This window comes from Bacillus sp. FSL R5-0560, assembly GCF_037966305.1.
GTDB lineage: Bacteria > Bacillota > Bacilli > Bacillales > Bacillaceae > Bacillus > Bacillus mojavensis.
The window spans coordinates 2,516,964-2,540,110 of the sequence record NZ_CP150195.1; the positions used below are offsets into that span (position 1 = coordinate 2,516,964).

Genomic DNA, 23,147 nt, shown 5'->3' on the forward strand with positions numbered 1-23,147 from the left:
ATTGTCTAAGGAGTGAAACCATGTCTCAAAAACTGATGAAAAGCGTTTTAATCGTGATTTTGGGAGTTTTTATTCTTTCAACAGTGCTCTCAGGAATCGTTATGTTTTTATAATGATAAAAAAGCAGGCGGCCTATTGAACAGGAACAACCTGCTTTTTTATCAGGGCTTTATGCTCAATGGCTATCTCCTCAAAAGACCGGGAGTCTTTCGTGATCAGCACTCTCGTCCCCACCGGTATCTCTTGAAACAGATGAACAACGTCATTGTTATGCATACGTATACAGCCGTTAGATACAAATTGACCGATAGATTCTTCCCGGTTTGTCCCATGAATTCCGTAGATCCGGCCGTCTGTCCCTCTCGCATCAAACCCAATCCACCTTGCCCCAAGCGGGTTCTCAGAAGCTCCGCCTTCAATATTTTTCTTTCTGTAATAAGGATTCACCGCTTTTACTGTAATCGAAAATTCTCCCTCAGGCGTCAAATCATCCGACTTTCCGGTTGCCACACGATAAACGCCTTCAATTTTGTTGTCGATGATGAGAGCAAGCTCATTTGTTTTCTTGTTGACGATGACATACGGGTCACCTAGAAGCGGATTTTGGCCAAGAGGCCATATCGGAGAAATAATCATCATTATTGAACATAAGAAAAAACGCATAAGCTCCTCCTTTTCCATTAGGTTGACCAATGTAGGATGAGCTCATGCGAGTTAAGCGAGCGATTTTTCTGCTTTGATTCCTTTGAAATAACTTTTGATTACCAAATATTGCTCCATTTCCCCCAGAAGATGAAAAAGTGCGGCTCTTGCTTCAAATTCTTCTCTCGTCGCAGGAAGTGGCATCTCCTCGAATTCTTTTCTCATATCAGCAAGTCTTTTCAAAAACTTGTAGGCTGTATTTCCCGGGTGGATTGCTTCCCGCAGATCACAAAGAAATTCGGCAATCATTTTTCCCTGATCCACCGTAATGGAAATCGATGTCACTTTAGGGAGAAGGCGCTCGATGATTTCAAATTGTTTTTCTCTCATTTTAAAATAATGATAGTGCTGATTTTCGTGGCGCAGAATGTGGTTTTGTACATCTCGATACGCCAGGTTTTTGGCTTCAGTGATTAACTGGTGTGTTTCCGGAATTTCTTTTCCTGTCCAATCTTGCTCACCAGTTAACAAATACCGTTCGATTTCTGCGAAAATGACAGCAAAATTGTCCTCTATCTTTTTTCGATAGGCGATAAGCTTCCGGTCTAGGCTCGGCATATACAGATTCATTAAAAGAGCAACGCCGATTCCGACCGTAATTAACTGGACTTCATTCCAGATGAATTGGGGCGTAATGCCGCCGGACATATACAGATGAAGGATAATAACTGAGCTGGTGACGATCCCTTCGTTTATTTTTAAAACAACAGTTGTCGGGATGAAAATCAGCAAAAGCAATCCAATGACAAACGGATCATAGCCAATCAGTTCGAAAAAGAGATAGGAAAAGAGAATTGCCAGACAGCATGCTGCAAATCGGGCCCATGACGCTTGAAGCGACCGTTTTTGTGTGATTTGTATGCACAAAATGGTGATGATTCCTGCTGATGCAAAGTTTTGCAGATGTAAAAGCTGGCTTATATAAATGGCCAAAGCTGTTCCAAGTGCGGTCTTTATTGTGCGATAACCAATTTTAAACATGTCGGACTCCATTCTATTTGTTTCTTCAACAAAAAAGAAGAAGCACAAGCCTTCTTCTTTTTCCCTATATTCTATAATATTTTTTCTAAAAAGTCCTGCGCTCTTTTGGATTTTGGCGAAAGAAAAAATTCTTTCGGATTGCCGTCCTCGACAATCATCCCTTCATCCATAAATAACACGCGGTCGGCCACTTCTTTTGCAAATCCCATTTCGTGAGTAACGATCACCATAGTCATACCGGTTTTAACCAGTTCTTTCATGACCTGGAGCACTTCTTTGACCATTTCAGGGTCAAGCGCGGATGTCGGCTCGTCGAACAGCATGATTTCCGGATTCATTGCCAAAGCACGGGCGATGGCAACACGCTGCTTTTGTCCGCCTGATAAACGGTTTGGATAGTCATTTCGCTTTTCAAACAACCCGACTTTACGCAGCAGTTCCTCGGCTTTTTCCTGTGCAGTCTGCTTTGATTCTTTCTTGACATTTATAGGCGCGTACATGATATTTTCGAGAACCGTTTTGTGCGGAAAAAGATGAAAATGCTGAAATACCATTCCGATGTTTTCCCGCACCTTTAATGTATTGGTTTTCGGCTGCGTAATCTCTTTATCTTTTATTGTGATGGTTCCGCCGTTAGGCTTCTCCAAAAGATTCAAACAGCGAAGAAATGTGGATTTGCCTGAACCTGAAGGGCCGATGACGGCAACAACCTCACCTTCAGCGATGTTTGTTGAAATGTTTTTTAATACTTCTTGTTTCCCAAATGATTTTGACAGCTTTTCAACCTTAATCATTGGATTTCAGCTTCCTTTCTACAGCCTTGCCGATAAACGTTAAAATAAGGACAAGCACATAATAAATCAATCCGGCGATAATCAGCGGCTCAAGGTAATTGTACGTGGCGGCGCCCGCTTGATACGCGCGTCTCATGACATCGCCAAGGCCAATAACGGTAACAATCGCCGATTCTTTTGTTAACGTAATTAATTCATTTACAATGGCAGGTGATATGTTTTTAAAGGCCTGCGGCAAAAGCAGATCCTTCATCATTTTGCCGTAGGGAACACCCAGTGCGACTGCAGCCTCTTTTTGTCCTTTATCAATGGCATTGATTCCCGCTCTGATAATTTCCGATACATAAGCAGCGGAATTCAGTGACAATGCGACAACCGCCGCCCAAAACTGGTCAATTTGAAAGCCGAGCAGCTGCGGGAGCCCAAAATAAACAATCATAAGCTGCAGTACTAAAGGCGTGCCGCGAAAAACTGATGTGTAAAAATCAGCAAGCCAGATCAGCGGGCGGAACGTGCTGATCTTGCATAAGCTTAGCACAATCCCTAATATAAGTCCGATAATAGCAGATACCACAACAATTTTTAATGTAATTGCTAAGCCTTCTAATATAAAAGGAATTTGGGGGATCGTTGCTGAAAAATCCAAATTCATAGCCTTTGTCTCCTTTTCTTACAGGAAAAAAAATTTCCTATTCAATAAAAAGGCTCAACGAAAAAGTTGAGCCGCTTTTTTTACTTCTCGCCAGTGAACCACTTTTTCTTCAATTTATCGAGCTCTCCATTATCTTGCATTTCTTTGAGGGCTTTATTGAATTTGTCCGTCAGTTCACTGTCTTTTCTGAAAGCAATCGCTGAACCGGCTTCCTCCGCTTTCGCATCAGGAATTACGAAGCCCTGCAGGTCATCATTTGATTTGAAATACCCTTCTGCCACCATATCTTCGATAATCGCAGCGTCAAAACGGTCCGATTTGATTTCCTGCACCAAATCAGAAATTCTGTTGCGGTCTTCAGTTTTAAAATTATATTCCGGTGAAAGCTCTTTCCCCTTCTCTTCTTGAATGGAGCCAAGCTGAACGCCGACTGTTTTTCCTTTCAGATCTTTTAAAGACTTAATGCCGCTGTCTTTTTTGCTGACAATCATATGATTCGCTGTGTAATATACATCAGAAAAATCAACTTGTTTTTTACGATCAGGCGTCGGTGTCATTCCTGACAAAACCAAATCAACCTGTTTTGATTTCAGTGCTGTAATTAAGCTGTTGAAGTCCATATCCTGCACTTCAATTTCGTAGCCGGTTTTCTTTGCAAGGGCCTTTGCCAAATCTACATCAAAACCGACAATGTTATCGCCATCTTTATATTCAAACGGTTTGTAATCCGCCGAAGTTCCCATAATTATCTTTTTCTTCCCGCTTTCTGAACCTGAATTGCTTGAGCCGCAAGCAGATAATGCAAAGGTGATGCACGCAGCTACCAGTAATAAGAGCCATTTTTTCATGATCCATTTCCCCCATATTCATTACTTTTATCATATTTGAATATTTATTCGTTAATTTGTATTTTAAACACTTTCTTATTTTTATGCAATACTATTTTTAAAAATTATCTCGAAGCTTATTTTTCCAGCAATATCTTCTCCTATCACTAGGCAAAAGGACATCTTTTATAGTGCATCCATTGAATAAACTCTAATATTTATTCATCATGACTTGGAATTTTATGCACAAAAAAACCCCGTGCCACTCGGGCATCCGGGGTTTTATCTTATACTTCTTCGCAATATTCCTCGAAGGCTTCCTGCAGTTTTGAGACAACTGCCATCGGCTCATGGCCTTCAATTTCATGACGCTCGACCATTTTCATGATCTTTCCGTCTTTTAGAATAGCAAATGACGGAGAAGATGGCGGGTATCCTTCGAAATATTCGCGTGCTCTTGCCGTCGCTTCTTTATCCTGTCCCGCAAACACAGTCACGAGCTGGTCAGGTCTTTTGTCATAATGAACGGAATGGTATGCAGCCGGTCTTGCAATCCCGCCCGCGCATCCGCAGACAGAGTTGACCATGACAAGCGTCGTTCCTTTTTTCGTAAGTGCCTCGTCCACCTCTTCAGCTGTTTTCAGTTCGGTATATCCTGCAGCCGTAATTTCTTGTCTCGCTTGGCGGACAACATCATTCATAAATAAATTAAAGTCCATGTTCAATGAAGACCTCTCCTTTTTCATCATCTGTTCTTATGATAGCAAGGAAACCGCCTTATCGGCAAATGCCACCGCTTATATCGGAGGATTTTTTGCTTTCCGTTTACTCCTTACAAGATAAGGGAATTATATAATCAGATGTATAAATAAAGGAGCAGTTTTGTATGAGCCACCGGAAAGCTTTACTTATTCATAACGGAAACGCCGGCAACAAAAATATAGAAAAAGCATTAGGAGCTGTTGTGCCAGTTTTATCACAATCGTTAGATGAGGTCATCATTAAACAGACAAAGAAAAAAGACGATGCTTATCATTTTTGCCGTTCGATAGATGATTCTGTCGAGACTGTCTTTATTCTCGGCGGCGACGGTACAGTTCATCAATGCATCAATGGCATCAGTTCTTTAGAAAGAAAGCCGTCTATCGGTATTTTGCCCGGCGGAACGTGTAATGACTTTTCAAGAGTGCTGGGCATTCCTCAACATCTTGCAAAGGCAGCCGAAGCACTCGTCTCAGGAAAAAAATCCAAGGTTGATGTATGCCAGATGAACGATCGTTATTTTTTAAATTTTTGGGGGATCGGCCTGATCGCAGAAACATCGAATCAAATCAACGAAACAGAAAAAGCGTTATTAGGAAAAATCAGCTATTTTACAAGCGCGTTACGTACCGTCTCATCCGCTGAGTCCTTTCCTATTTCATTGACAATCGATGGGCAAGAGATAAAAGATGAAGCCGTTATGCTGCTTGTCATGAACGGACAATACATTGGAACGAATCGAATTCCCCTGCCGGATGCCAGTATAAGTGACGGATTACTCGATATCCTCATTTGCCGCAGCACCAACCTCTCCGCTTTGCGCGAGCTAATGAATATGGAACAGGGTTCAATAGAGCGGCTCACCGGAGAGCTGTCCTATGTTCAGGCCTCTCGCGTCGAAATTGAAACGGATACCATCAAAAAGGCTGATACAGATGGAGAAGTGTATACACATACACCCGCTGTGATTCAAGTCCTTCCGCAGCACATTGACATGCTTATTCCCCGCAATGAATAACTGTCCGCTGGTAATGGACTTTATAAAGAGCGAACAGCTTCATAGAAAGAAATCCGTTGACTCTCCCCTAAGAGGAGGTCTTACAGTATAAAGGATACACTTTCGTAAAAAGGGGAAGTTACATGAAGAAACAGAACATCACATTAGCTATATTATTAACCAATTTATTCATTGCTTTTTTAGGGATCGGGCTTGTGATTCCGGTAACGCCCGCGATTATGAATGAATTGCATTTATCCGGTACCGCAGTCGGCTATATGGTTGCATGTTTCGCTGTGACACAGCTTATTGTTTCACCAATCGCCGGACGCTGGGTTGACCGCTTTGGACGTAAAATTATGATCGTGATTGGTCTATTGTTTTTTAGTGTTTCGGAGTTTTTATTCGGCATCGGAAAAACAGTTGACATTTTATTTATATCCCGTATGCTTGGCGGTATCAGTGCTGCCTTCATTATGCCCGGAGTCACGGCTTTTATCGCCGATATCACTACTGTTAAAACACGGCCGAAAGCGCTCGGCTATATGTCAGCCGCTATTTCGACAGGTTTTATTATCGGTCCCGGCATAGGCGGATTTTTAGCGGAAATCCATTCCCGTCTGCCTTTCTACTTTGCGGCAGCCTTTGCGTTAATAGCAGCAATTTTATCGATGCTAACGCTACGGGAACCGGAGCGAAATCCTGAGAATGAGAAAATAGAGGGCCAAAAAACAGGATTCAAACGGATTTTTGCACCTATGTATTTCATTGCTTTTCTTATCATTTTAATATCGTCTTTTGGGTTGGCATCGTTTGAATCTTTATTTGCGTTATTCGTTGATCATAAATTCGGATTTACGGCCAGTGACATTGCCATTTTGATTACTGGGGGAGCAATTGTCGGAGCCATCACGCAAGTCGTCTTATTCGACCGCTTCACAAGGTGGTTTGGGGAAATCCGTTTAATCCGCTACAGCTTAATTCTCTCAACAAGTCTTGTGTTTTTGCTGACCATCGTAAATTCCTATGCTGCGATTTTATTAGTTACCTTCACCGTATTTGTCGGATTTGATCTTATGCGCCCGGCGGTAACAACCTATCTGTCAAAAATTGCGGGAAATGAACAGGGATTTGCCGGCGGAATGAATTCAATGTTTACAAGCATCGGCAATGTATTCGGCCCCATCATCGGTGGAATGCTATTCGATATTGACTTAAACTATCCATTCTATTTTGCAACAGTAGCATTAGCCATAGGCATTGCGCTGACCATTGCCTGGAAAGCCCCTGCCCATATAAAGGCCAGCATGTAAAAAAAGCGCATTCTTTGTGTACTGCAAAGGATGCGCTTTTTCATTATACTGATCATAAGGGGGGATGGCATGAAGGACTCGTTTTACTCAATTGGAGAAGTTTCAAAACTGGCAAATGTGTCGATTAAAGCGCTTCGTTACTACGATAAGATTGATTTATTCAAACCCGCCTACGTCGACCCGGATACGAACTACCGCTATTATACTGACTCCCAGCTCTATCATCTTGATTTGATCAAATCATTAAAATATATTGGCACACCTTTAGAAGAGATGAAAAAGGCACAGGAATTAGAGATGGAGGAACTGTTTGCTTTTTATACAGAGCAGGAAAAGCAAATCAGGGAAAAATTAGATTTTTTATCAACATTGGAGCAGACCATTTCTCTGGTGAAAAAGCGAATGAAACGGCAGATGGAATATCCTGCGCTCGGTGAGGTGTTTGTTCTAGATGAGGAAGAAACACGGATTATACAGACAGAGGCAGAGGGAATCGGGCCTGAAAACGTGCTCAACGCCTCATACAGCAAACTAAAAACATTTATCGAATCAGCCGATGGCTTTTCGAACAATAGCTACGGTGCTACTTTCTCGTTTCAGCCGTACAACAACATTGATGAAATGACTTACCGTCATATTTTCACGCCTGTCTTAACGAATAAGCAAATTTCTGCGATTACGCCGGATATGGAAATCACAACAATACCAAAAGGCAAATATGTTTGTATCGCTTATAATTTCTCGCCAGAGCATTATTTTCTCAACTTACAAAAGCTGATCAAGTATATCACGGACCGTCAATTAACGGTTATCAGTGATGTTTACGAGTTAATCATACCGATTCATTATTCTCCGAAAAAACAAGAAGAATATCGGGTTGAAATGAAAATCCGAATCGCAGAATAATGGTACATGGAAAAAGAGCATTTTTTGAAGGTATCGTTCAAAAAATGCTCTTTCTGTTTGTTTAGTAGACAGATGTTTTCTCATCTATCGATTCTAAAATTTCTTTGACACGTGCCAGAAATCTTCCACACACGAGGCCATCAAGCACTCTGTGATCTAAAGACAGGCACAGATTGACCATATCTCTGACAGCAATCATGCCATGATCCATGACAACCGGGCGTTTGACGATCGATTCCACTTGAAGAATTGCAGCCTGAGGATAATTGATGATTCCCATCGACTGAACAGATCCGAACGAACCTGTATTGTTGACGGTAAACGTTCCTCCCTGCATATCGTCTGCTGACAGTTTTCCGTCTCTTACCTTTTTGGCAAGGTCGGTAATTTCTCTCGCAATGCCTTTGATCGTTTTTTCATCAGCGTTTTTGATCACCGGAACAAATAAAGAATCTTCCGTGGCAACCGCGATTGAAATGTTAATATCTTTTTTCTGAATGATTTTGTCCCCCGCCCACATGCTGTTCATTTGCGGGAATTCTTTTAACGCCTGAGCGACCGCTTTTACGAAAAAGGCGAAAAAAGTTAAATTAAAGCCTTCTGTTTTCTTGAAGGAATCTTTTATACTGTTTCGGTATGCCACCATGTTTGTGACATCGACTTCCATCATCGTCCAAGCGTGAGGAATTTCTGTTTTGCTTCGTTTCATATTTGAAGCGATCGCTTTTCTAACAGCTGTGACAGGAATTTCTTTATCTCCGGCTGCTGAAACAGGATGAGAAACGTCTTCTTTCGTCTCCTGTTTTTGCACTGGTGCAGGAGCTGCTGCTTTTGGCTCTTCAGTCTGTGCTGAAACGCCGCCTGAATCAATGATACGTTGAATATCTTTTCTCGTGATCCTTCCGCCGGCTCCCGTTCCTGTCACTTGCTCAAGGTCAATGCCATGCTCTCCGGCCAAACGAAGTACGGCTGGAGACAAACGTTTCTTATTGGCCTGACTGCCTGCTTCGGTGCGGTTTTCAGGAGCTGCTTGCCCGGCAGTTGGCGCTTCGGTCTGATCTTGTTTTTGTTCAGCCGGCTTTGCGCCTTCTGTTTCGATTTTACAAATAATTTCTCCGACTTGCAGGGTCTGGCCTTCTTCTCCCACAAGCTCTGTTATTGTACCGGTAAAAGAGGACGGAACCTCTGCATTTACCTTATCTGTCATGACTTCTGCAATCGGATCGTATTTGTTCACTTTATCTCCAGGGGCGACGAGCCATTTGCTGATCGTGCCCTCCGTTACGCTTTCGCCAAGCTGCGGCATCGTCATTTGTTCTATTGCCATGATCGTATCCTCCTTACGTCTTTAAAACTCCGCTAATTCTCTCATCGCCGCTTCCACTTTATCAGGATTGACCATAAAGTATTTTTCCATTGTCGGCGCATAAGGCATAGCTGGAATATCAGGACCTGCAAGCCGTTTGATCGGCGCGTCTAAATCGAACAGACAATGCTCGGATATAATGGCAGCCACCTCACTCATGATACTGCCCTCTTTTGTATCTTCTGTGACCAAAAGGACCTTTCCGGTTTTGGATGCGGATTCGATGATCGCTTCTTGATCAAGCGGGTATACCGTTCTTAAATCCACCACATGTACAGAAATGCCGTCTTTTTCGAGACGTTCTGCAGCCTGTAAAGCAAAGTGGACACAAAGCCCGTATGTGATCACCGTGATGTCGTCGCCTTCCCTTTTTACATCAGCCTTACCGATAGGAAGTACATAATCATCTGCCGGTACCTCGCCTTTGATCAGACGGTACGCGCGTTTATGCTCAAAAAACAGCACCGGATCTTCATCACGAACTGCGGCTTTTAAAAGTCCTTTCGCGTCATATGGCGTTGAAGGCATCACAATTTTCAGTCCGGGCTGATTGGCGAAAATTGCTTCCACTGATTGAGAATGATAAAGTGCTCCGTGCACGCCGCCACCGTACGGCGCTCTGACAACGATCGGGCAGCTCCAGTCATTGTTGCTGCGGTAACGGATTTTAGCAGCCTCGGAAATAATCTGGTTTACCGCCGGCATAATAAAATCAGCAAACTGCATTTCAGCAATCGGCCTCATGCCGTACATAGCCGCTCCGATACCGACTCCGGCGATCGCTGATTCAGCAAGCGGCGTATCCATGACACGCTCTTCTCCAAATTGTTCGTACAGGCCGGCAGTGGCTTTAAATACACCGCCTTTTTTTCCTACATCTTCCCCAAGAACGAAGACACGTGAATCTCGTTCCATTTCTTCTTTCATCGCCAAATTGATCGCATCAATATATGACATTACTGACATTTGTACTTCCTCCCTACTTCGCATACACATAATCGAGCGCTGACTCAGGAGCTGCATAAGGAGCGTTCTCCGCTTCATCTGTCGCCTCGTTTATGATTGCCATGATTTCGTCCAGCATGATTTGTTCTATCTCTTCGGTCAGCAGGCCTATTTCCTGTAAGTAAGCTTGATAAGTAAATAGGGGATCACTTTTTTTCGCTTCCTCTACTTCTTCGCGGCCTCTGTAGCTGCTGTCGTCGTCATCGCTGGAATGCGGTGTCAGGCGGTAAGAAATCGTCTCAATTAAGGTAGGGCCTTCTCCTCTGCGCGCCCGTTCACGCGCTTCTTTCACCGCTTGATAAACTTCGAGCGGATCGTTTCCATTCACCGTTACACCAGGCATTCCATAGCCTACGGCACGATCTGAAATATTTTCACAGGCCACTTGCTTATCGTAAGGGACCGAAATCGCGTATTTGTTGTTTTCGCACATAAAAATAACCGGAAGCTTATGAACAGCGGCAAAGTTTGCCCCTTCATGGAAATCGCCTTGGTTTGAAGATCCTTCTCCAAATGTGACAAAAGCCGCAATGTCTTTTTTCTCCATGCGTCCAGCCAGCGCAATGCCGACCGCATGCGGCACTTGCGTTGTTACCGGAGAAGACCCCGTCACGATCCGGTTTTCCTTTTGACCGAAATGCCCCGGCATTTGGCGGCCACCTGAGTTTGGATCTGCTGCTTTGGCAAACCCGGACATCATTAAGTCCTTCGCGGTCATGCCAAACGCGAGCACGACACCCATGTCTCTATAGTAAGGCAGCACATAATCCGTTTCACGGTCAAGGGCGAAAGCTGCTCCTACTTGTGCTGCTTCCTGTCCTTGACAAGAGATAACAAACGGGATTTTACCAGAGCGGTTTAACAGCCACATTCTTTCATCGATTTTTCTTGCTAACAGCATGGTTCTATACATATCAACGGCTTCCTGATCAGTCAGCCCTAATGCTTGATGTCGGTTTGTACTCATTCAAGCGCCTCCTTTATGCTTTTAAAAATGAATGGCTTTGCCATCTGCAGCAAGCGCTGCTTCTCCAATCGCTTCAGACAGCGTCGGGTGCGGGTGGATCGTTTGCCCGACCTCCCACGGCGTCGCATCCAGCACTTTTGCAAGACCTGCCTCTGATATCATGTCGGTGACATGCGGGCCTATCATATGCACCCCGAGAATATCATCTGTGGCACGATCAGCTATGATTTTTACGAAGCCATCGCTTTCCCCGTACACAAGTGCTTTTCCGATCGCCATAAATGGGAACTTTCCTATTTTGACATCGAATCCCTTCGCCTTTGCCTCTTCTTCCGTTAAACCCACACTAGCTGCTTCCGGGCTGGAATAGATGCACTTCGGTACAAGTGCCGGGTCAAGCGGGTGCGGATTAAGGCCTGCGATATGCTCCACTGCAAGAATTCCTTCATGTGACGCCACGTGGGCAAGCTGAAGGCCCCCGATGACATCCCCGATCGCATAAATATGAGATTCTTTCGTCTGGCAGCTGCCGTTAACAGAGATGACGCCATTTTCAGTGACAACATCGGTGTTTTCCAAACCGATGCCTTCGATATTTGCCTGTCTGCCAATGGAAACAAGCATTTTTTCCGATGTATAAGTGACGGTTTCTCCGTCTTTTTCCGCCTGTATGCTGATTTCACCTGATGATTTTTTCAACGTATCAGGCAGCACTTTAGCTCCTGTGACAAACTGAATTCCTTTTTTCTTAAGAAGGCTTTGCATTTCTTTTGAAATGTCCTGGTCTTCAGTCGGCAATATCCGGTCCGCATATTCGATAACCGTTACATTTACGCCAAAGTCATGAAGCATGGATGCCCATTCGATTCCAATAACTCCTCCGCCGACGATGATCATCGATTTTGGAAGCTCCTCCATTTGGAGCGCTTCATCCGAGGTTAAAACAAACTCTCCGTCCGCTTCCAGACCCGGCAGCATTCTCGGCCTTGAGCCTGTAGCAATAATGACCTGCTTCGGGATCAGCATGTCATTTTCTTCGCCATTTCCCCGTTCAACAGAAATTGTTCCCGGCAGCGGAGAGAAAATAGACGGTCCAAGGATGCGCCCATATCCGTCGTACACGTCGATTTTTCCTTTTTTCATTAAATGATTCACGCCCGCTGCAAGCTTATCAACAACCGCCTGCTTACGGTGCTGCACCTTTTCAAAGTTGAGGGACACGCCGGACGTTTCGACTCCGAATTGATCGGCTTCACGGGCTGTCCGGTACACTTCTGCGCTTCTAAGCAGCGCTTTACTCGGAATACAGCCTTTATGCAGGCATGTTCCGCCAAGCTTTTCTTTTTCTACAACGGCTGTTTTTAAGCCGAGCTGCGCCGCTCTGATCGCCGCGACATAACCGCCTGTACCGCCGCCCAGAATGACTACATCATACTCAGTTGCCATCTGACTCACTCCTGTCTATTCAATGCGATATTGTTTGGATTGCTCTTCGCCCTGCAATACCCTGAGCGCCCCTTGGGCCAGAGATTGCAGTTCGTTTTCTCCCGGATAAACTAAAACGTCCGAAATCCAATCTATGTATGAGCTGATGCTGGAAACAAAGCTTTTGCCGTAAGCCAGACCTCCTGTCAGAACAATGGCCTCGACTTCGCCTTTTAATACGGCGCTTGCTGCTCCGATTTCCTTCGCTACCTGATACGCCATGGCATCAAAAATTAAGCGGGCTTTTTCATCGCCCCCCTGAATCATTTGTTCAACTTTCACAGCGTCATTTGTACCGAGATAACCGGAGAGCCCGCCGGTTCCGACCAGTTTTTTCATCATTTCTTCTTTTGTATATTTTCCTGAAAAGCATAAATTGACGAGATCCCCCGCAGGCACTGTTCCTGCGCGTTCAGGACTGAACGGCCCCTCTCCGTGAAGGCCGTTGTTGACATCCACCACCCGGCCCCGATCATGCACCCCTATTGTAATGCCGCCGCCCATGTGAGTAATAATCATTTTCATATGCTCATATCGTTTGCCAAGAGAGGCTGCCGCCTTACGGGCGACAGCTTTTTGATTTAAAGCATGAAAAATGCTTTTCCGTTCAATTTCAGGCATGCCTGACATTTTAGCGAGCTCTGACATTTCGTCAACTACAACAGGATCCACAATATAAGATGGAATGTTGAGACCGTCAGCAATTTCTCTTGCGATAATGCCTCCTAAATTGGAGGCATGCTGTCCGGCATAACCGCTTTTTAAGTCCTCAATCATGTCGTCATTCACTTCATATGTCCCGCCTTCTATCGGGCGGAGAAGACCGCCTCTGGCACAGACAGCATCAAATTTCGAGATATTAATGCCTTGTTCATGAAGCGTTTCGAGGATATGCTTTTTTCGAAACTCATACTGGTCAATAATATGGTCGAACTGCTGCAGCTCTTCTATGTTGTGTCTCAGTGTTTTTTCAAAAATACTGCGTTCATTATGAAAAACACCGATTTTCGTCGAAGTTGAGCCTGGATTAATGGTGAGAATGCGTTTTTCATCATGTAGCATTTCAAAACCTCCAGATCAATTTCTTAGCGTCTGCTTAATATATGGTGGCCGTTTTGCAAAAACTGGCTTCTTGAGCGGCGATTGCGTTCAATTCGCTCTTCAGCCAAGCGGTCAGCCGCTAAATACGTCGGAATGCCGTCACGCTGGGAAATGTCAAGGACCCGTTCAATATTAGCGTAAATGCCCTCAACCTTTTTCAGTGCACGTTCCGCATTATAGCCGTAAAGCTCATCCGCCACATTGATAACGCCGCCCGCGTTGATGACGTAGTCCGGTGCGTAAACAATGCCCATTTCGTGAATTTGATCGCCGTGGCGAGTTTCTTTCAGCTGATTGTTAGCCGCGCCTGCAATCACTTTTGCTTTCAGCTGCTTAATAGTATCGTCATTGATGGTTGCACCAAGAGCACACGGCGCATAAATATCGCAGTTTTGTGAATAAATATCTTCTGGATCAACTGCACGTGCACCAAAATCTTGTACCGCACGTTCAACTGATTGCTTGTTGATATCCGTAACGATTAAGCTTGCTCCTTCTTCATGAAGGTGGCGGCATAGATTGTAAGCCACGTTGCCAACACCCTGTACAGCGATGGTTTTTCCTTCAAGAGAGTCTGTGCCGAATGCAGCTTTAGCGGCAGCCTTCATGCCTTTATACACTCCGTAAGCCGTAACAGGCGACGGATTTCCTGAAGAGCCGAATGCAGGGGAAATACCTGTGACAAAATCTGTTTCATCATGAATGATATCCATATCCTCAACCGTTGTGCCGACATCCTCAGCCGTAATATATCTGCCGTTAAGCCCTTGAATATAGCGGCCAAACGCGCGGAACATTTCTTCATTTTTATCCTTGCGCGGATCGCCGATGATGACCGTTTTTCCGCCTCCCAGGTTTAAGCCTGCCGCCGCGTTTTTATAGGTCATGCCTCTTGCAAGTCTGAGTGCGTCCTCAATTGCAGCCTCTTCATTTTCATATGTCCACATTCTCGTTCCGCCAAGTGCAGGTCCCAGCGTCGTATCATGAATTGCGATAATTGCTTTTAATCCTGATTGTTCGTCTTGGCAGAAAACCAATTGCTCATAATCGTATTGCTCCATATATTTAAACAGTTCCATATCAGTTCCTCCTAAAGTGTGTATTCTTCAGATGCGCATAATGCCAGCGCGATCGAATACAGTTTGTTTTCAGCGGAATCCGCTCTGCTCGTTAATGCAATCGGCGCTTTGGCTCCCGTAATGACAGCCGCCACGTGTGCTTTTGCAAAATAAATCAGTGATTTATATAAAATATTTCCCGCTTCAATCGAAGGAACGAGAAGAATATCGGCGCTGCCCGCTACGTCTCCCGAAATCTTTTTCTGAGCCGCAGCGATTTGCGATACTGCATTATCTAAGGCAAGCGGACCATCTACAATGCACCCTTTAATCTGCCCTCTTTTGTACATTTGGGCGAGAGCAGCTGCATTGACCGTCGCTTCCATCTTCGGATTTACCGTTTCTACCGCTGCAAGGGCAGCCGCTTTTGGCATATTGTTCCCTACTGCACGCGCGACATGAACAGCATTTTGAAGAATCTGCTGAAGCTCCTCCAGCGAAGGGGCGATGTTCATAGCCGAATCTGTCACAAACATCAGTCTCTCAAAACCGGGAATATCAAACACGGCCACATGAGAAAGGACACGGGATTTCCGCAGCCCTTCCTGTTTGTTTAATACCGCTTTAAGCAAAACAGACGTCGGCACATTCCCTTTCATTAAGACATCCGCTGTTTTTAGATGAACAGCGCGAACCGCTAGCTTCGCTGATTCCTCCGGCGTATTGGCATGAATGATTTCCACTTGATGCCCTTGCATGGATGATGTCAAGTCGTTCAGTTTTTTGCTGTCGCCCACTAATAAAAAACGGACGGACAAATGCTCGGCTGCCAGTTTCACAGCCCGGATCACTTCCTCATCCTCAGCATGAGCAACCGCAATGGTCTTGTTTTTGTGCATCGACGCTTTGCCGATCAAATCTTTCAGCTTCATCAGTTACCACCTTTCTTGTCTCGACTCCGCTTTTTATTATGCAAGTTCTATGCCAGCTCGGTGCGATGCTGTCATGATGGATGCGAAGAAAGATTCGTGCAGACGTTTGCGCTTATTCTGCAAATTATTGCATGCCTTCATTTGCAAGGCCGTATTTATCCATTTTGTAATATAAATTTCGAATGCTGACGCCGAGAGCTTTCGCTGTTTTCGTACGGTTAAAATGATGCTTTTCCAGCGTTTGCTGAATCAAGTGAGCCTCAAATTTTTCAACGGCCTTAGACAGCTTTTCGCCTTCGATGTCAGGAAAATCAAAACCGGCTCCCTGTTCTGCACTGTTTTCTTTTTGTTCTATTTCAAATACAGGCAAATGCTCTTTTTCAATCCATTCCATGTGCGGCTTCAGAAAAATCATGGCTCGTCCAAGGACATTTTCCAGCTCGCGGACATTCCCAGGCCAATGGTAAGCCGACAATGCCCGCAAAGCCTGCTGCGTCAGTCCCTTTACATTCCGGCCGTAATCCCGGTTAATTTTTTGAATGAGCCTTTCACTGAGTGCTTCAATGTCTTCAATCCGCTGACGCAATGGGGGAATAGAGATGGGATAACGATTAATACGGTAATACAGATCTTCACGGAACGTTCCATCCGCCATTGCTTTTTCGATATTTACATTTGTGGCTGCAATAATTCTCACATTAACAGGGATTGCCTTCGTGCCTCCCACTCTGACGATCTCTTTTTCTTGAAGAACGCGCAGCAGCTTCGCCTGCATATTTTGCGTCAGCTCGCCGATTTCGTCTAAGAAAATACTGCCGTTATTGGCTTCTTCAAATAAGCCCTTCTTGCCGCCGCGCTTTGCTCCCGAAAACGCGCCTTCCTCGTAGCCAAACAGTTCCGATTCCAGAAGATTCTCTGAAAGAGCGGCGCAGTTTACGCGGATGAATTTATTGTATTTCCTGTCGCTTTCGTTATGGATGGCATGGGCAAACAGCTCTTTTCCAGTGCCCGATTCTCCGCGCAGCAAAATCGTTGCCGGCGTTTTCGCTCCGAGCTTCGCCTGCTCAAGCGCAACCAGCATTTGCTCACTTTTGCCGATAATGTCGTCGAAGGTATATTTCGCTTCGAGCGTGCGGATAATCTGTCTGGCCCTGTTAAGCTCTGCGGTCAGCATTTTAATTTCTGACACGTCATGGATCACGCCGACACTTCCTTTTAAAATGCCATCCACAATCACCGGCGCTACATTGACGATGACCTCTTTTTCATTCGGGCCGACCTTCATTCTGACGCCGCGCACTGGGCGTCTTGTCTCAAGCACCTTTAAATGCATGCTTTCTCCTTCAGAAATATCAGTGCTCGCCGGCTTGCCGATGACTTCTTTTTCAGAAAGTCCCGTCATTTTTGTGTATGCTTTATTGATCAACAGGCCAATGCCATTTTCATCAACGACAGAAATCGCCTCATCAGAGGATTGTATAATCGCCTCCAGCATCGTGCGCACCTGTTTTAGATTTGTCACTTCCTCCGCCAGCTCGACCGCATCTGTAATATCCTTAAATACACAGAGTGCTCCGAGCAGACGTCCGCCTTCATCAATGATCGGCAGCCTGGTTGTTACAATTTGCAAATTTTCACCCAAAAGCTGCTTTTGATTGTATTCAGGCTCTCTTGTTTTTAAAATCCGAGGCATCTTAGTGCTCGGGATGACTTCTTTGATCGGGCGCCCAATGACTTCCTCGCGTTTTTTCCCCACCATTTTTTCAGCCATATGATTAAACAGAATGATCTCTTCATTGATATCAATAAAAATCATCCCGTCATGAGTGGAATTAAAGATCCGGTCATGTTTGTAGGTTTGTTCTTTTAACATTTGAATCAGCTGCTGTTTTTCTTCCATGAGCTGAAACACAATATAAGCCATCTTTCCCGGCATAACAATGGTCTGCTCATGCTTTTCCTGAAGGAGTTCGTCAAGTACAGCTTGATCACCCGTTGTATGAATGACGATATCCGGCTTTTGTTGTATGTATGGTTTCCAATCTGATGAAACGGCAATTCCATAATGTTTTGCTTCTTTTAATCCCGGCGCTTCGGGGTTTTTGTCAACCACGGCAATAATGTCTATGATGGCTGTTTTAATGAGAATTTGTAATAACGCCGTTCCCCTTTTACCGGCACCTACAATCAGTACCTTCTGCATCCCGATACCCCTTTGTATGAAAAAATTTGCATACCTGTTTTTTCCGTTGCAATAATTTGCACAACCCTATGTTACCACGTTTTCTTCTCTTGACAAAATATTTTTTCCGCTGGACAATAAAGGAAATGAAAAATAAAGGGGTTTTCTGAACATGAGCCGACTTTTTGCGCTTTTGATTTTAGTGCTCCCCGGCGCCATTTCTGCTATGGGCATTAAACTGATGAGAGATATGCTTTTCGGCCATACGGTAAAGCCGTTTTCTTCTCTTTGGCTCCAAGGTTTATCAGGATTTATCTTTTTTGTTTTCGGCCTGTATGTGCTGGCCGGGTTCATCTTGTACAGAGACAGAAAACGCAATCAAGTCAGTCCGCGATTCAGAAAACAAAAGATGTAAAAAAGCCGGAGCGTGCTCCGGCTTTTTTGTTCGCACTATTCATCAGGCAAGACAGTCTTGGCAATCGTTTTGTCCAGCGCTTCATAATCATAATAAGAAATCGTTTCATACAGTTCCTTACGCGTCTGCATATCATCAAGCCCTTCTTTTTGCGACCCGCGCTCCCTTATCAGGCTAAACATCCGTTCATAAGCCTTTGCCGCAGCTCTGAGCGTGGTGACAGGATAGATCACCATCTGAAACCCCATAGCAGCAAATTCATCAGCATGATAATAGGGCGTTTGCCCAAACTCCGTCATATTGGCAAGAAGCGGGACAGGGATCTGTTTAGCAAACTCGCGAAATTCGTTTTCCGTTTGAAGTGCTTCCGGGAAAATTGCGTCCGCTCCCGCCTCAATGTAAGCCGAAGCGCGTTTTATGGCGGATGCAAGTCCTTCCTGCGCCCTTGCATCTGTACGGGCGACAATGACAAGTGATGGCGCCGCTTGTTTGATGGCTTTTATTTTTTGCGCCAATTCCTGAGCCGTGACAAGCTGTTTGCCATTCAAATGTCCGCATTTTTTCGGAAGCTGCTGGTCCTCTATTTGCACAGCTGCCACTCTTGCCTCCAACATCTCGCGGGCAGTGCGGGCAGCGTTTAATACCCCGCCAAAGCCCGTATCGATATCAACGAGCAAAGGCAGGTCTGCTGCGCGGACAAGATCTTTTGCCCGTTCGGCCATTTCTGCCGACGTAACAATTCCGAGATCAGGCAGCCCCCTGCTGGCCGTATAAGCCGCACCCGATAAGTATAAGGCAGAAAAACCGGCGTCCTTCGCAAGCAAGGCGGCCATCCCGTCATGAGCGCCGGGAATTTGCAATATTTCCGGCGCACACATCAGCTTGCGGAAGCGTTCAGCAAGCTCTTCTTGTGACGATTGCTTATTGACGATCCAAGACATGATGCGAGTCCTCCTTTTACATACAGAACATATCGACAAAATCGTTTACACGCATGGTTTGCAATGTTTCATAACTGGTGCAGTTCTTGTAAATATGGTTTTGCTGTTTCTCAGAAAAATGGGTTTTGAGATTCGCAGAAAACTTTTCTAACAATTTTGGCACAGCCTCTTCTCTTCGAAAACGATGCCCCAGCGGAAATTCACATTCAACCATCTCTGTACTCGTTCCGTCTTTAAAATGAATCTGAACGGCATTTGAAATGGAGCGTTTATCTGGTTTGAGGTAATCTTCAGTATATGCTTTGTTTTCAGTTACTTCCATTTTTTCTCGAAGCTTATCTATTCTTGGATCACTTGCCGTATCTGCCTCATAATGCTGTGCAGTGATATCACCGAATATTAAACCAATCGCTGTGATGTATTGCAGACAATGATCGCGATCCGCCGGATTATGCAGAGGGCCTTTTTTATCAATGATGCGAATAGCTGATTCATGCGTTCTGATGACAACACGGTCAATTTCATCGATACGGTCTTTGACCTGCGGATGAAGAATGACGGCACACTCTGCCGCTGTCTGGGCGTGGAATTCCGCAGGATAAGAGACTTTGAACAACACATTTTCCATGACATAAGCGTCAAGCGGGCGGGCAAGCTTGATCTCTTTCTTATTGAATAATACGTCTTGAAAGCCCCATCCCGGAGCGGTCAAAGCTGTCGGATAACCCATTTCGCCTTTTAACGCCATCAGTGCGAGATGAACGCCCCTGCTGGTCGCATCTCCTGCGGCCCACGATTTGCGCGAGCCTGTATTAGGTGCATGCCGGTATGTCCTCAAGGCTGCATTGTCAATCCAAGCATTCGAAAGCGCATGATTGATTTCTTCCCTACCGCCGCCCAGCAGCTTTGCGGCTACAGCCGTCGTTGCCACCTTGACAAACAACACATGATCAAGACCGACTCGGTTTAAGCTGTTTTCTAACGCCAGCACACCTTGAATTTCGTGAGCCTTAATCATCGCTTCAAGGATGTCACGGACCGTTAATGGCTCTTTTCCTTCAGACAGCCTCACTCTTGATACATAATCAGCCGCCGCAAGAATGCCGCCCAAATTATCTGACGGATGCCCCCACTCCGCAGCAAGCCACGTATCGTTGTAATCAAGCCAGCGGATCATACACCCTATGTTAAATGCTGCCCGTACAGGATCAAGAACATATGACGTTCCCGGCACTCTGCTTCCGTTTGGCACTAGGGTTCCGGGGACAATCGGGCCGAGCAGCTTGGTGCATTCGGGATAGCGGAGCGCTAAAATCCCGCAGCCGAGTGTATCAAGCAAAACGTGACCTGCCGTTGTAAACGCTTCTGAACTCGTAATCTCTTTCTCAAGCACATAGTCTGTTATTTCTTCCATGACATGATCCGTTTTCAGCATTCGACCAATTCCTTTCATGATTTTGATTTGTTCTCATATCGGGGGCCGGTATAGCGGACACGAGGGCGGAACAAGCGGTTATTGGAATGCTGTTCCATCACATGTGCGCACAAGCCTGCCGTTCTCGCACTGAAAAAAACAGGCGTATACAATGGAATTGGTATGCCAAGCATCCAATACACCGGGGCGGCATAATAATCCAAATTCGGATAAAGCCCTTTTTCCCGCTCCATCAGCTGCTCCCCCGCTTCACACATTTCATATAAGCGATGATCGCCGGCTTGATCGCATAGTTGCTGAAGCGCTTCTTTCATCATAAGCGCTCTCGGGTCCATTTTTTTCATGTACACCCGGTGGCCGAAGCCCATAATTTTTTCTTTTTTTCTCAGTTTTGATAACAGGATTTGTTCAAAATCAGGCGTTGTTTTTGCCTCTAAGAGCATATACATGACCGCTTCGTTTGCGCCGCCATGTAGATTTCCCTTCAAAGATGCTACAGCTCCTGTCAATGCGCCATAAAGATCCGATTGTGTTGAGGCGATCACCCTGGCTGTAAAGGTTGAATTTGGCATCTCATGCTCGCTGTACAGGATAAGTGAACGGTCAAAGATCCGCTCTTCCAATGCGGATGGTATTTTTCCCGTCATCATGTATAAGAAATTCGCGCTGTAGGATAGGTGCTGAAGCGGGGGTACCGATTTTCCTTTATTTATCATTCTATAGCTGCTTGCTGTGAGAGCAGGCATTTTTCCTAAAAGCTGATAGGCGCGCTCCTTGTTTGCAGAAGGCGATCGATCGTCAATTTGGCTGTCGTAGCCGGCAAGAGCTGACACCCCGGTTCGCAGACTATCCATCGGATGAGTATGTTCAGGCAGCAGCTCAAGCAGACGGACAATGTCAGCCGGCAGGTTTGAAGCGCTGTTGACCTTCCCTTTGACCGTTTCCGTTTCATTGTCAGCCGGCAGCCTCCCCTCCAGCAATAGATGCACCAGTTCAAGATAGCTTTTGGTTTTTGAAAGATCTATTAAATCATAGCCTCGAATCAATATCTGACTATACTGTGTGTCAAGATAAGAAATATTCGTTTCTGCTGCGACGACCCCGTCAAGACCTGGAGAAAAATGCTGTTTACCATCCATATCCTCAACCTCCGCTTTGCGTTATTATCTGTCAGATTGTGCCAAGCAGGTGCTTGGAAATAATGAGTCTTTGAATTTCATTTGTGCCTTCATAAATTTGTGTTACCTTTGCGTCCCTAAGCAGCCGTTCGACCGGATAATCCTTCATATAACCATATCCTCCATATATCTGGACTGCCTCAAGTGCAGCTTTCACTGCTGAATCAGAAGCAAATTGTTTAGCCATGGACGCTTCCTTTCCGCAGGCCAGACCGCGGGTATGGAGATCTGCCGCATGATAGACAAGGTGCCTTGCAGCCTCTGCTCTTGTCGCCATATCGGCGAGCTTAAACGATATGCCTTGATTGGCTGCGATAGGCCTGTTGAATTGGACACGCTGTTTCGCATAAGCAACCGCATATTCCAGGGCAGCCTCTGCGATTCCCAGCGCTTGTGCTGCAATGCCGATGCGCCCCACATTCAGGTTCGCCATTGCGATTTTAAATCCATCCCCCTCTTGGCCCAGTAAGTTCTCTTCCGGCACTTCCGCATTTTCAAATATCAGCTCTGTTGTGTTGGAACCGTGAAGCCCCAGCTTTCTTTCTTTTTTGCCGACTGTAAAACCAGGTGTGTTCTTTTCAACGATAAAAGCCGAAATCCCGTTCCTGTTTTGGCCTGGGGCAGTTAAAGCAAACGTAATATAGAGGTCAGCGGCACCCCCGTTCGTTATGAAGATTTTCGATCCGTTTAAAATATATTTGCCGTTCTTTTTGATTGCTGTGGTGCGAAGGCTCCCGGCATCCGATCCAGAGTAAGGCTCAGTCAGCGCAAATGCACCCAAATAGTTTCCTGAGGCGAGTTTCGGTATATACTTCACTTTTTGCTCTTCGTTTCCGAAGTACAAAATCGGATTTGTGCCCACTGAGGAATGAACCGAAAGAATGACACCGACCGCCGCGCTGATTTTAGAAATCTCATGAATGGCCAAAATATAAGAAACAACGTCCGCTCCAGCGCCGCCATATTGTTCCGGCACTGGTATTCCCATCAAGCCGTGTTCACCCATTTTCTTCATTAGCTGAAATGGAAATTCATCTGTTTTCTCCATGACCTCCGCAGCAGGAGCAATTTCTTTTCGGGCAAAATCACGCACCATCTTTCGCATCATGACTTGCTCTTGGGTTAAATGCAACTTGGCCACCCCCGGG

At 45.3% G+C, this 23,147-nt stretch carries 23 protein-coding genes; 5 read left to right on the forward strand and 18 right to left on the reverse strand.

Features of this window, described 5'->3' with window-relative positions:
- Positions 1-20: 20 nt before the first annotated feature.
- Entirely contained in the window at positions 21-113 is a 93-nt protein-coding gene (gene prli42, locus NST56_RS13315; RefSeq protein WP_003226489.1) for a stressosome-associated protein Prli42, read from the forward strand.
- Positions 114-132: 19 nt separating this feature from the next.
- Here the strand turns inward: prli42 and NST56_RS13320 are convergent, their stop codons facing one another.
- The 6 genes from NST56_RS13320 to brxB form a co-directional block, all read right to left on the reverse strand.
- Positions 133-663, reverse strand: a complete 531-nt coding sequence (locus tag NST56_RS13320) for a L,D-transpeptidase (RefSeq protein ID WP_339177068.1) — start codon at positions 661-663, stop codon at positions 133-135.
- A gap of 51 nt (positions 664-714) precedes the next feature.
- Entirely contained in the window at positions 715-1,683 is a 969-nt protein-coding gene (locus NST56_RS13325; protein WP_010334854.1) for an aromatic acid exporter family protein, read from the reverse strand.
- 71 nt (positions 1,684-1,754) lie between these two features.
- Positions 1,755-2,477: an arginine ABC transporter ATP-binding protein ArtR gene (artR, locus tag NST56_RS13330; RefSeq protein WP_339177070.1), complete on the reverse strand. Its 723-nt coding sequence runs from the start codon at positions 2,475-2,477 to the stop codon at positions 1,755-1,757.
- The gene (artQ, locus tag NST56_RS13335) at positions 2,470-3,129 is read right to left on the reverse strand and encodes an arginine ABC transporter permease ArtQ (protein WP_010334856.1); all 660 of its coding nucleotides are present in this window, start codon (positions 3,127-3,129) and stop codon (positions 2,470-2,472) included. Before artQ ends, artR begins: the two co-directional genes overlap by 8 nt.
- A gap of 80 nt (positions 3,130-3,209) precedes the next feature.
- A complete protein-coding gene (artP, locus tag NST56_RS13340) occupies positions 3,210-3,977 on the reverse strand; it encodes an arginine ABC transporter substrate-binding protein ArtP (RefSeq protein WP_010334857.1) in 768 nt (255 codons plus the stop codon).
- Positions 3,978-4,243: 266 nt separating this feature from the next.
- Positions 4,244-4,681, reverse strand: a complete 438-nt coding sequence (brxB, locus tag NST56_RS13345) for a bacilliredoxin BrxB (protein WP_024121978.1) — start codon at positions 4,679-4,681, stop codon at positions 4,244-4,246.
- Positions 4,682-4,842: 161 nt separating this feature from the next.
- Between brxB and NST56_RS13350 the strand changes: the two genes are divergently transcribed.
- The 3 genes from NST56_RS13350 to NST56_RS13360 all read left to right on the forward strand — a co-directional run bounded on the left by NST56_RS13350 (position 4,843) and on the right by NST56_RS13360 (position 7,934).
- Positions 4,843-5,736 carry a YegS/Rv2252/BmrU family lipid kinase gene (locus NST56_RS13350; protein ID WP_168748191.1) on the forward strand — a complete coding sequence of 298 codons (894 nt, stop codon included), beginning with the start codon at positions 4,843-4,845 and terminating at the stop codon, positions 5,734-5,736.
- Positions 5,737-5,858: 122 nt separating this feature from the next.
- Positions 5,859-7,028 (forward strand): multidrug efflux MFS transporter Bmr, encoded by a 1,170-nt coding sequence (gene bmr / locus NST56_RS13355; RefSeq protein ID WP_268445936.1) that lies wholly within the window; start codon positions 5,859-5,861, stop codon positions 7,026-7,028.
- A 69-nt stretch (positions 7,029-7,097) separates the two neighbouring features.
- The gene (locus NST56_RS13360; protein ID WP_029441362.1) at positions 7,098-7,934 is read left to right on the forward strand and encodes a MerR family transcriptional regulator; all 837 of its coding nucleotides are present in this window, start codon (positions 7,098-7,100) and stop codon (positions 7,932-7,934) included.
- Between the two features lie 61 nt (positions 7,935-7,995).
- On the opposite strand, the gene NST56_RS13365 is transcribed toward NST56_RS13360, so the two are convergent.
- The 8 genes from NST56_RS13365 to NST56_RS13400 all read right to left on the reverse strand — a co-directional run bounded on the left by NST56_RS13365 (position 7,996) and on the right by NST56_RS13400 (position 18,051).
- Positions 7,996-9,261: a dihydrolipoamide acetyltransferase family protein gene (locus NST56_RS13365; protein WP_339177073.1), complete on the reverse strand. Its 1,266-nt coding sequence runs from the start codon at positions 9,259-9,261 to the stop codon at positions 7,996-7,998.
- Between the two features lie 21 nt (positions 9,262-9,282).
- Positions 9,283-10,266 carry a 3-methyl-2-oxobutanoate dehydrogenase subunit beta gene (bfmBAB, locus tag NST56_RS13370; protein WP_286058341.1) on the reverse strand — a complete coding sequence of 328 codons (984 nt, stop codon included), beginning with the start codon at positions 10,264-10,266 and terminating at the stop codon, positions 9,283-9,285.
- A gap of 13 nt (positions 10,267-10,279) precedes the next feature.
- A complete protein-coding gene (gene bfmBAA, locus NST56_RS13375; protein ID WP_339177075.1) occupies positions 10,280-11,272 on the reverse strand; it encodes a 3-methyl-2-oxobutanoate dehydrogenase subunit alpha in 993 nt (330 codons plus the stop codon).
- A 21-nt stretch (positions 11,273-11,293) separates the two neighbouring features.
- Positions 11,294-12,718 carry a dihydrolipoyl dehydrogenase gene (gene lpdA, locus NST56_RS13380; RefSeq protein ID WP_168748195.1) on the reverse strand — a complete coding sequence of 475 codons (1,425 nt, stop codon included), beginning with the start codon at positions 12,716-12,718 and terminating at the stop codon, positions 11,294-11,296.
- Positions 12,719-12,733: 15 nt separating this feature from the next.
- Positions 12,734-13,819 (reverse strand): butyrate kinase, encoded by a 1,086-nt coding sequence (gene buk, locus NST56_RS13385; RefSeq protein WP_010334864.1) that lies wholly within the window; start codon positions 13,817-13,819, stop codon positions 12,734-12,736.
- A gap of 23 nt (positions 13,820-13,842) precedes the next feature.
- Entirely contained in the window at positions 13,843-14,937 is a 1,095-nt protein-coding gene (gene bcd, locus NST56_RS13390) for a branched-chain amino acid dehydrogenase (protein WP_024121987.1), read from the reverse strand.
- Between the two features lie 11 nt (positions 14,938-14,948).
- Positions 14,949-15,848, reverse strand: a complete 900-nt coding sequence (yqiS, locus tag NST56_RS13395; RefSeq protein WP_010334866.1) for a phosphate butyryltransferase — start codon at positions 15,846-15,848, stop codon at positions 14,949-14,951.
- 124 nt (positions 15,849-15,972) lie between these two features.
- Complete coding sequence (locus NST56_RS13400) at positions 15,973-18,051, reverse strand: sigma-54-dependent Fis family transcriptional regulator (protein WP_229146919.1); 2,079 nt, start codon at positions 18,049-18,051, stop codon at positions 15,973-15,975.
- A 151-nt stretch (positions 18,052-18,202) separates the two neighbouring features.
- Between NST56_RS13400 and NST56_RS13405 the strand changes: the two genes are divergently transcribed.
- A complete protein-coding gene (locus tag NST56_RS13405) occupies positions 18,203-18,445 on the forward strand; it encodes a DUF2627 domain-containing protein (protein ID WP_010334868.1) in 243 nt (80 codons plus the stop codon).
- Positions 18,446-18,480: 35 nt separating this feature from the next.
- Here NST56_RS13405 and prpB read toward each other — a convergent pair whose 3' ends face one another.
- Genes prpB through NST56_RS13425 form a run of 4 tightly spaced genes read right to left on the reverse strand, consistent with a single transcriptional unit; the run spans position 18,481 to position 23,131 of the window.
- A complete protein-coding gene (prpB, locus tag NST56_RS13410; RefSeq protein WP_339177080.1) occupies positions 18,481-19,386 on the reverse strand; it encodes a methylisocitrate lyase in 906 nt (301 codons plus the stop codon).
- A gap of 16 nt (positions 19,387-19,402) precedes the next feature.
- Positions 19,403-20,821, reverse strand: a complete 1,419-nt coding sequence (locus NST56_RS13415; protein WP_026014738.1) for a bifunctional 2-methylcitrate dehydratase/aconitate hydratase — start codon at positions 20,819-20,821, stop codon at positions 19,403-19,405.
- Positions 20,822-20,835: 14 nt separating this feature from the next.
- Complete coding sequence (gene mmgD, locus NST56_RS13420; RefSeq protein WP_339177083.1) at positions 20,836-21,960, reverse strand: citrate synthase; 1,125 nt, start codon at positions 21,958-21,960, stop codon at positions 20,836-20,838.
- A 31-nt stretch (positions 21,961-21,991) separates the two neighbouring features.
- Positions 21,992-23,131 carry an acyl-CoA dehydrogenase gene (locus NST56_RS13425; RefSeq protein WP_010334872.1) on the reverse strand — a complete coding sequence of 380 codons (1,140 nt, stop codon included), beginning with the start codon at positions 23,129-23,131 and terminating at the stop codon, positions 21,992-21,994.
- Between the last annotated feature and the right edge of the window lie 16 nt (positions 23,132-23,147).

What these genes read in the sequence shown, in the direction of transcription:
- yqiS (WP_010334866.1), bottom strand. Translation starts at nt 15,848, where the DNA reads ATGAAGCTGAAAGATTTGATCGGCAAAGCGTCGATGCACAAAAACAAG.
- NST56_RS13415 (WP_026014738.1), bottom strand. Translation starts at nt 20,821, where the DNA reads ATGCTGAAAACGGATCATGTCATGGAAGAAATAACAGACTATGTGCTT.
- bcd (WP_024121987.1), bottom strand. Translation starts at nt 14,937, where the DNA reads ATGGAACTGTTTAAATATATGGAGCAATACGATTATGAGCAATTGGTT.
- NST56_RS13320 (WP_339177068.1), bottom strand. Translation starts at nt 663, where the DNA reads ATGCGTTTTTTCTTATGTTCAATAATGATGATTATTTCTCCGATATGG.
- bfmBAA (WP_339177075.1), bottom strand. Translation starts at nt 11,272, where the DNA reads ATGAGTACAAACCGACATCAAGCATTAGGGCTGACTGATCAGGAAGCC.
- NST56_RS13325 (WP_010334854.1), bottom strand. Translation starts at nt 1,683, where the DNA reads ATGTTTAAAATTGGTTATCGCACAATAAAGACCGCACTTGGAACAGCT.
- NST56_RS13360 (WP_029441362.1), top strand. Translation starts at nt 7,098, where the DNA reads ATGAAGGACTCGTTTTACTCAATTGGAGAAGTTTCAAAACTGGCAAAT.
- NST56_RS13365 (WP_339177073.1), bottom strand. Translation starts at nt 9,261, where the DNA reads ATGGCAATAGAACAAATGACGATGCCGCAGCTTGGCGAAAGCGTAACG.
- prli42 (WP_003226489.1), top strand. Translation starts at nt 21, where the DNA reads ATGTCTCAAAAACTGATGAAAAGCGTTTTAATCGTGATTTTGGGAGTT.
- artQ (WP_010334856.1), bottom strand. Translation starts at nt 3,129, where the DNA reads ATGAATTTGGATTTTTCAGCAACGATCCCCCAAATTCCTTTTATATTA.
- artP (WP_010334857.1), bottom strand. Translation starts at nt 3,977, where the DNA reads ATGAAAAAATGGCTCTTATTACTGGTAGCTGCGTGCATCACCTTTGCA.
- bfmBAB (WP_286058341.1), bottom strand. Translation starts at nt 10,266, where the DNA reads ATGTCAGTAATGTCATATATTGATGCGATCAATTTGGCGATGAAAGAA.
- bmr (WP_268445936.1), top strand. Translation starts at nt 5,859, where the DNA reads ATGAAGAAACAGAACATCACATTAGCTATATTATTAACCAATTTATTC.
- lpdA (WP_168748195.1), bottom strand. Translation starts at nt 12,718, where the DNA reads ATGGCAACTGAGTATGATGTAGTCATTCTGGGCGGCGGTACAGGCGGT.
- mmgD (WP_339177083.1), bottom strand. Translation starts at nt 21,960, where the DNA reads ATGGATGGTAAACAGCATTTTTCTCCAGGTCTTGACGGGGTCGTCGCA.
- NST56_RS13350 (WP_168748191.1), top strand. Translation starts at nt 4,843, where the DNA reads ATGAGCCACCGGAAAGCTTTACTTATTCATAACGGAAACGCCGGCAAC.
- prpB (WP_339177080.1), bottom strand. Translation starts at nt 19,386, where the DNA reads ATGTCTTGGATCGTCAATAAGCAATCGTCACAAGAAGAGCTTGCTGAA.
- artR (WP_339177070.1), bottom strand. Translation starts at nt 2,477, where the DNA reads ATGATTAAGGTTGAAAAGCTGTCAAAATCATTTGGGAAACAAGAAGTA.
- NST56_RS13405 (WP_010334868.1), top strand. Translation starts at nt 18,203, where the DNA reads ATGAGCCGACTTTTTGCGCTTTTGATTTTAGTGCTCCCCGGCGCCATT.
- buk (WP_010334864.1), bottom strand. Translation starts at nt 13,819, where the DNA reads ATGCTACATGATGAAAAACGCATTCTCACCATTAATCCAGGCTCAACT.
- NST56_RS13400 (WP_229146919.1), bottom strand. Translation starts at nt 18,051, where the DNA reads ATGCAGAAGGTACTGATTGTAGGTGCCGGTAAAAGGGGAACGGCGTTA.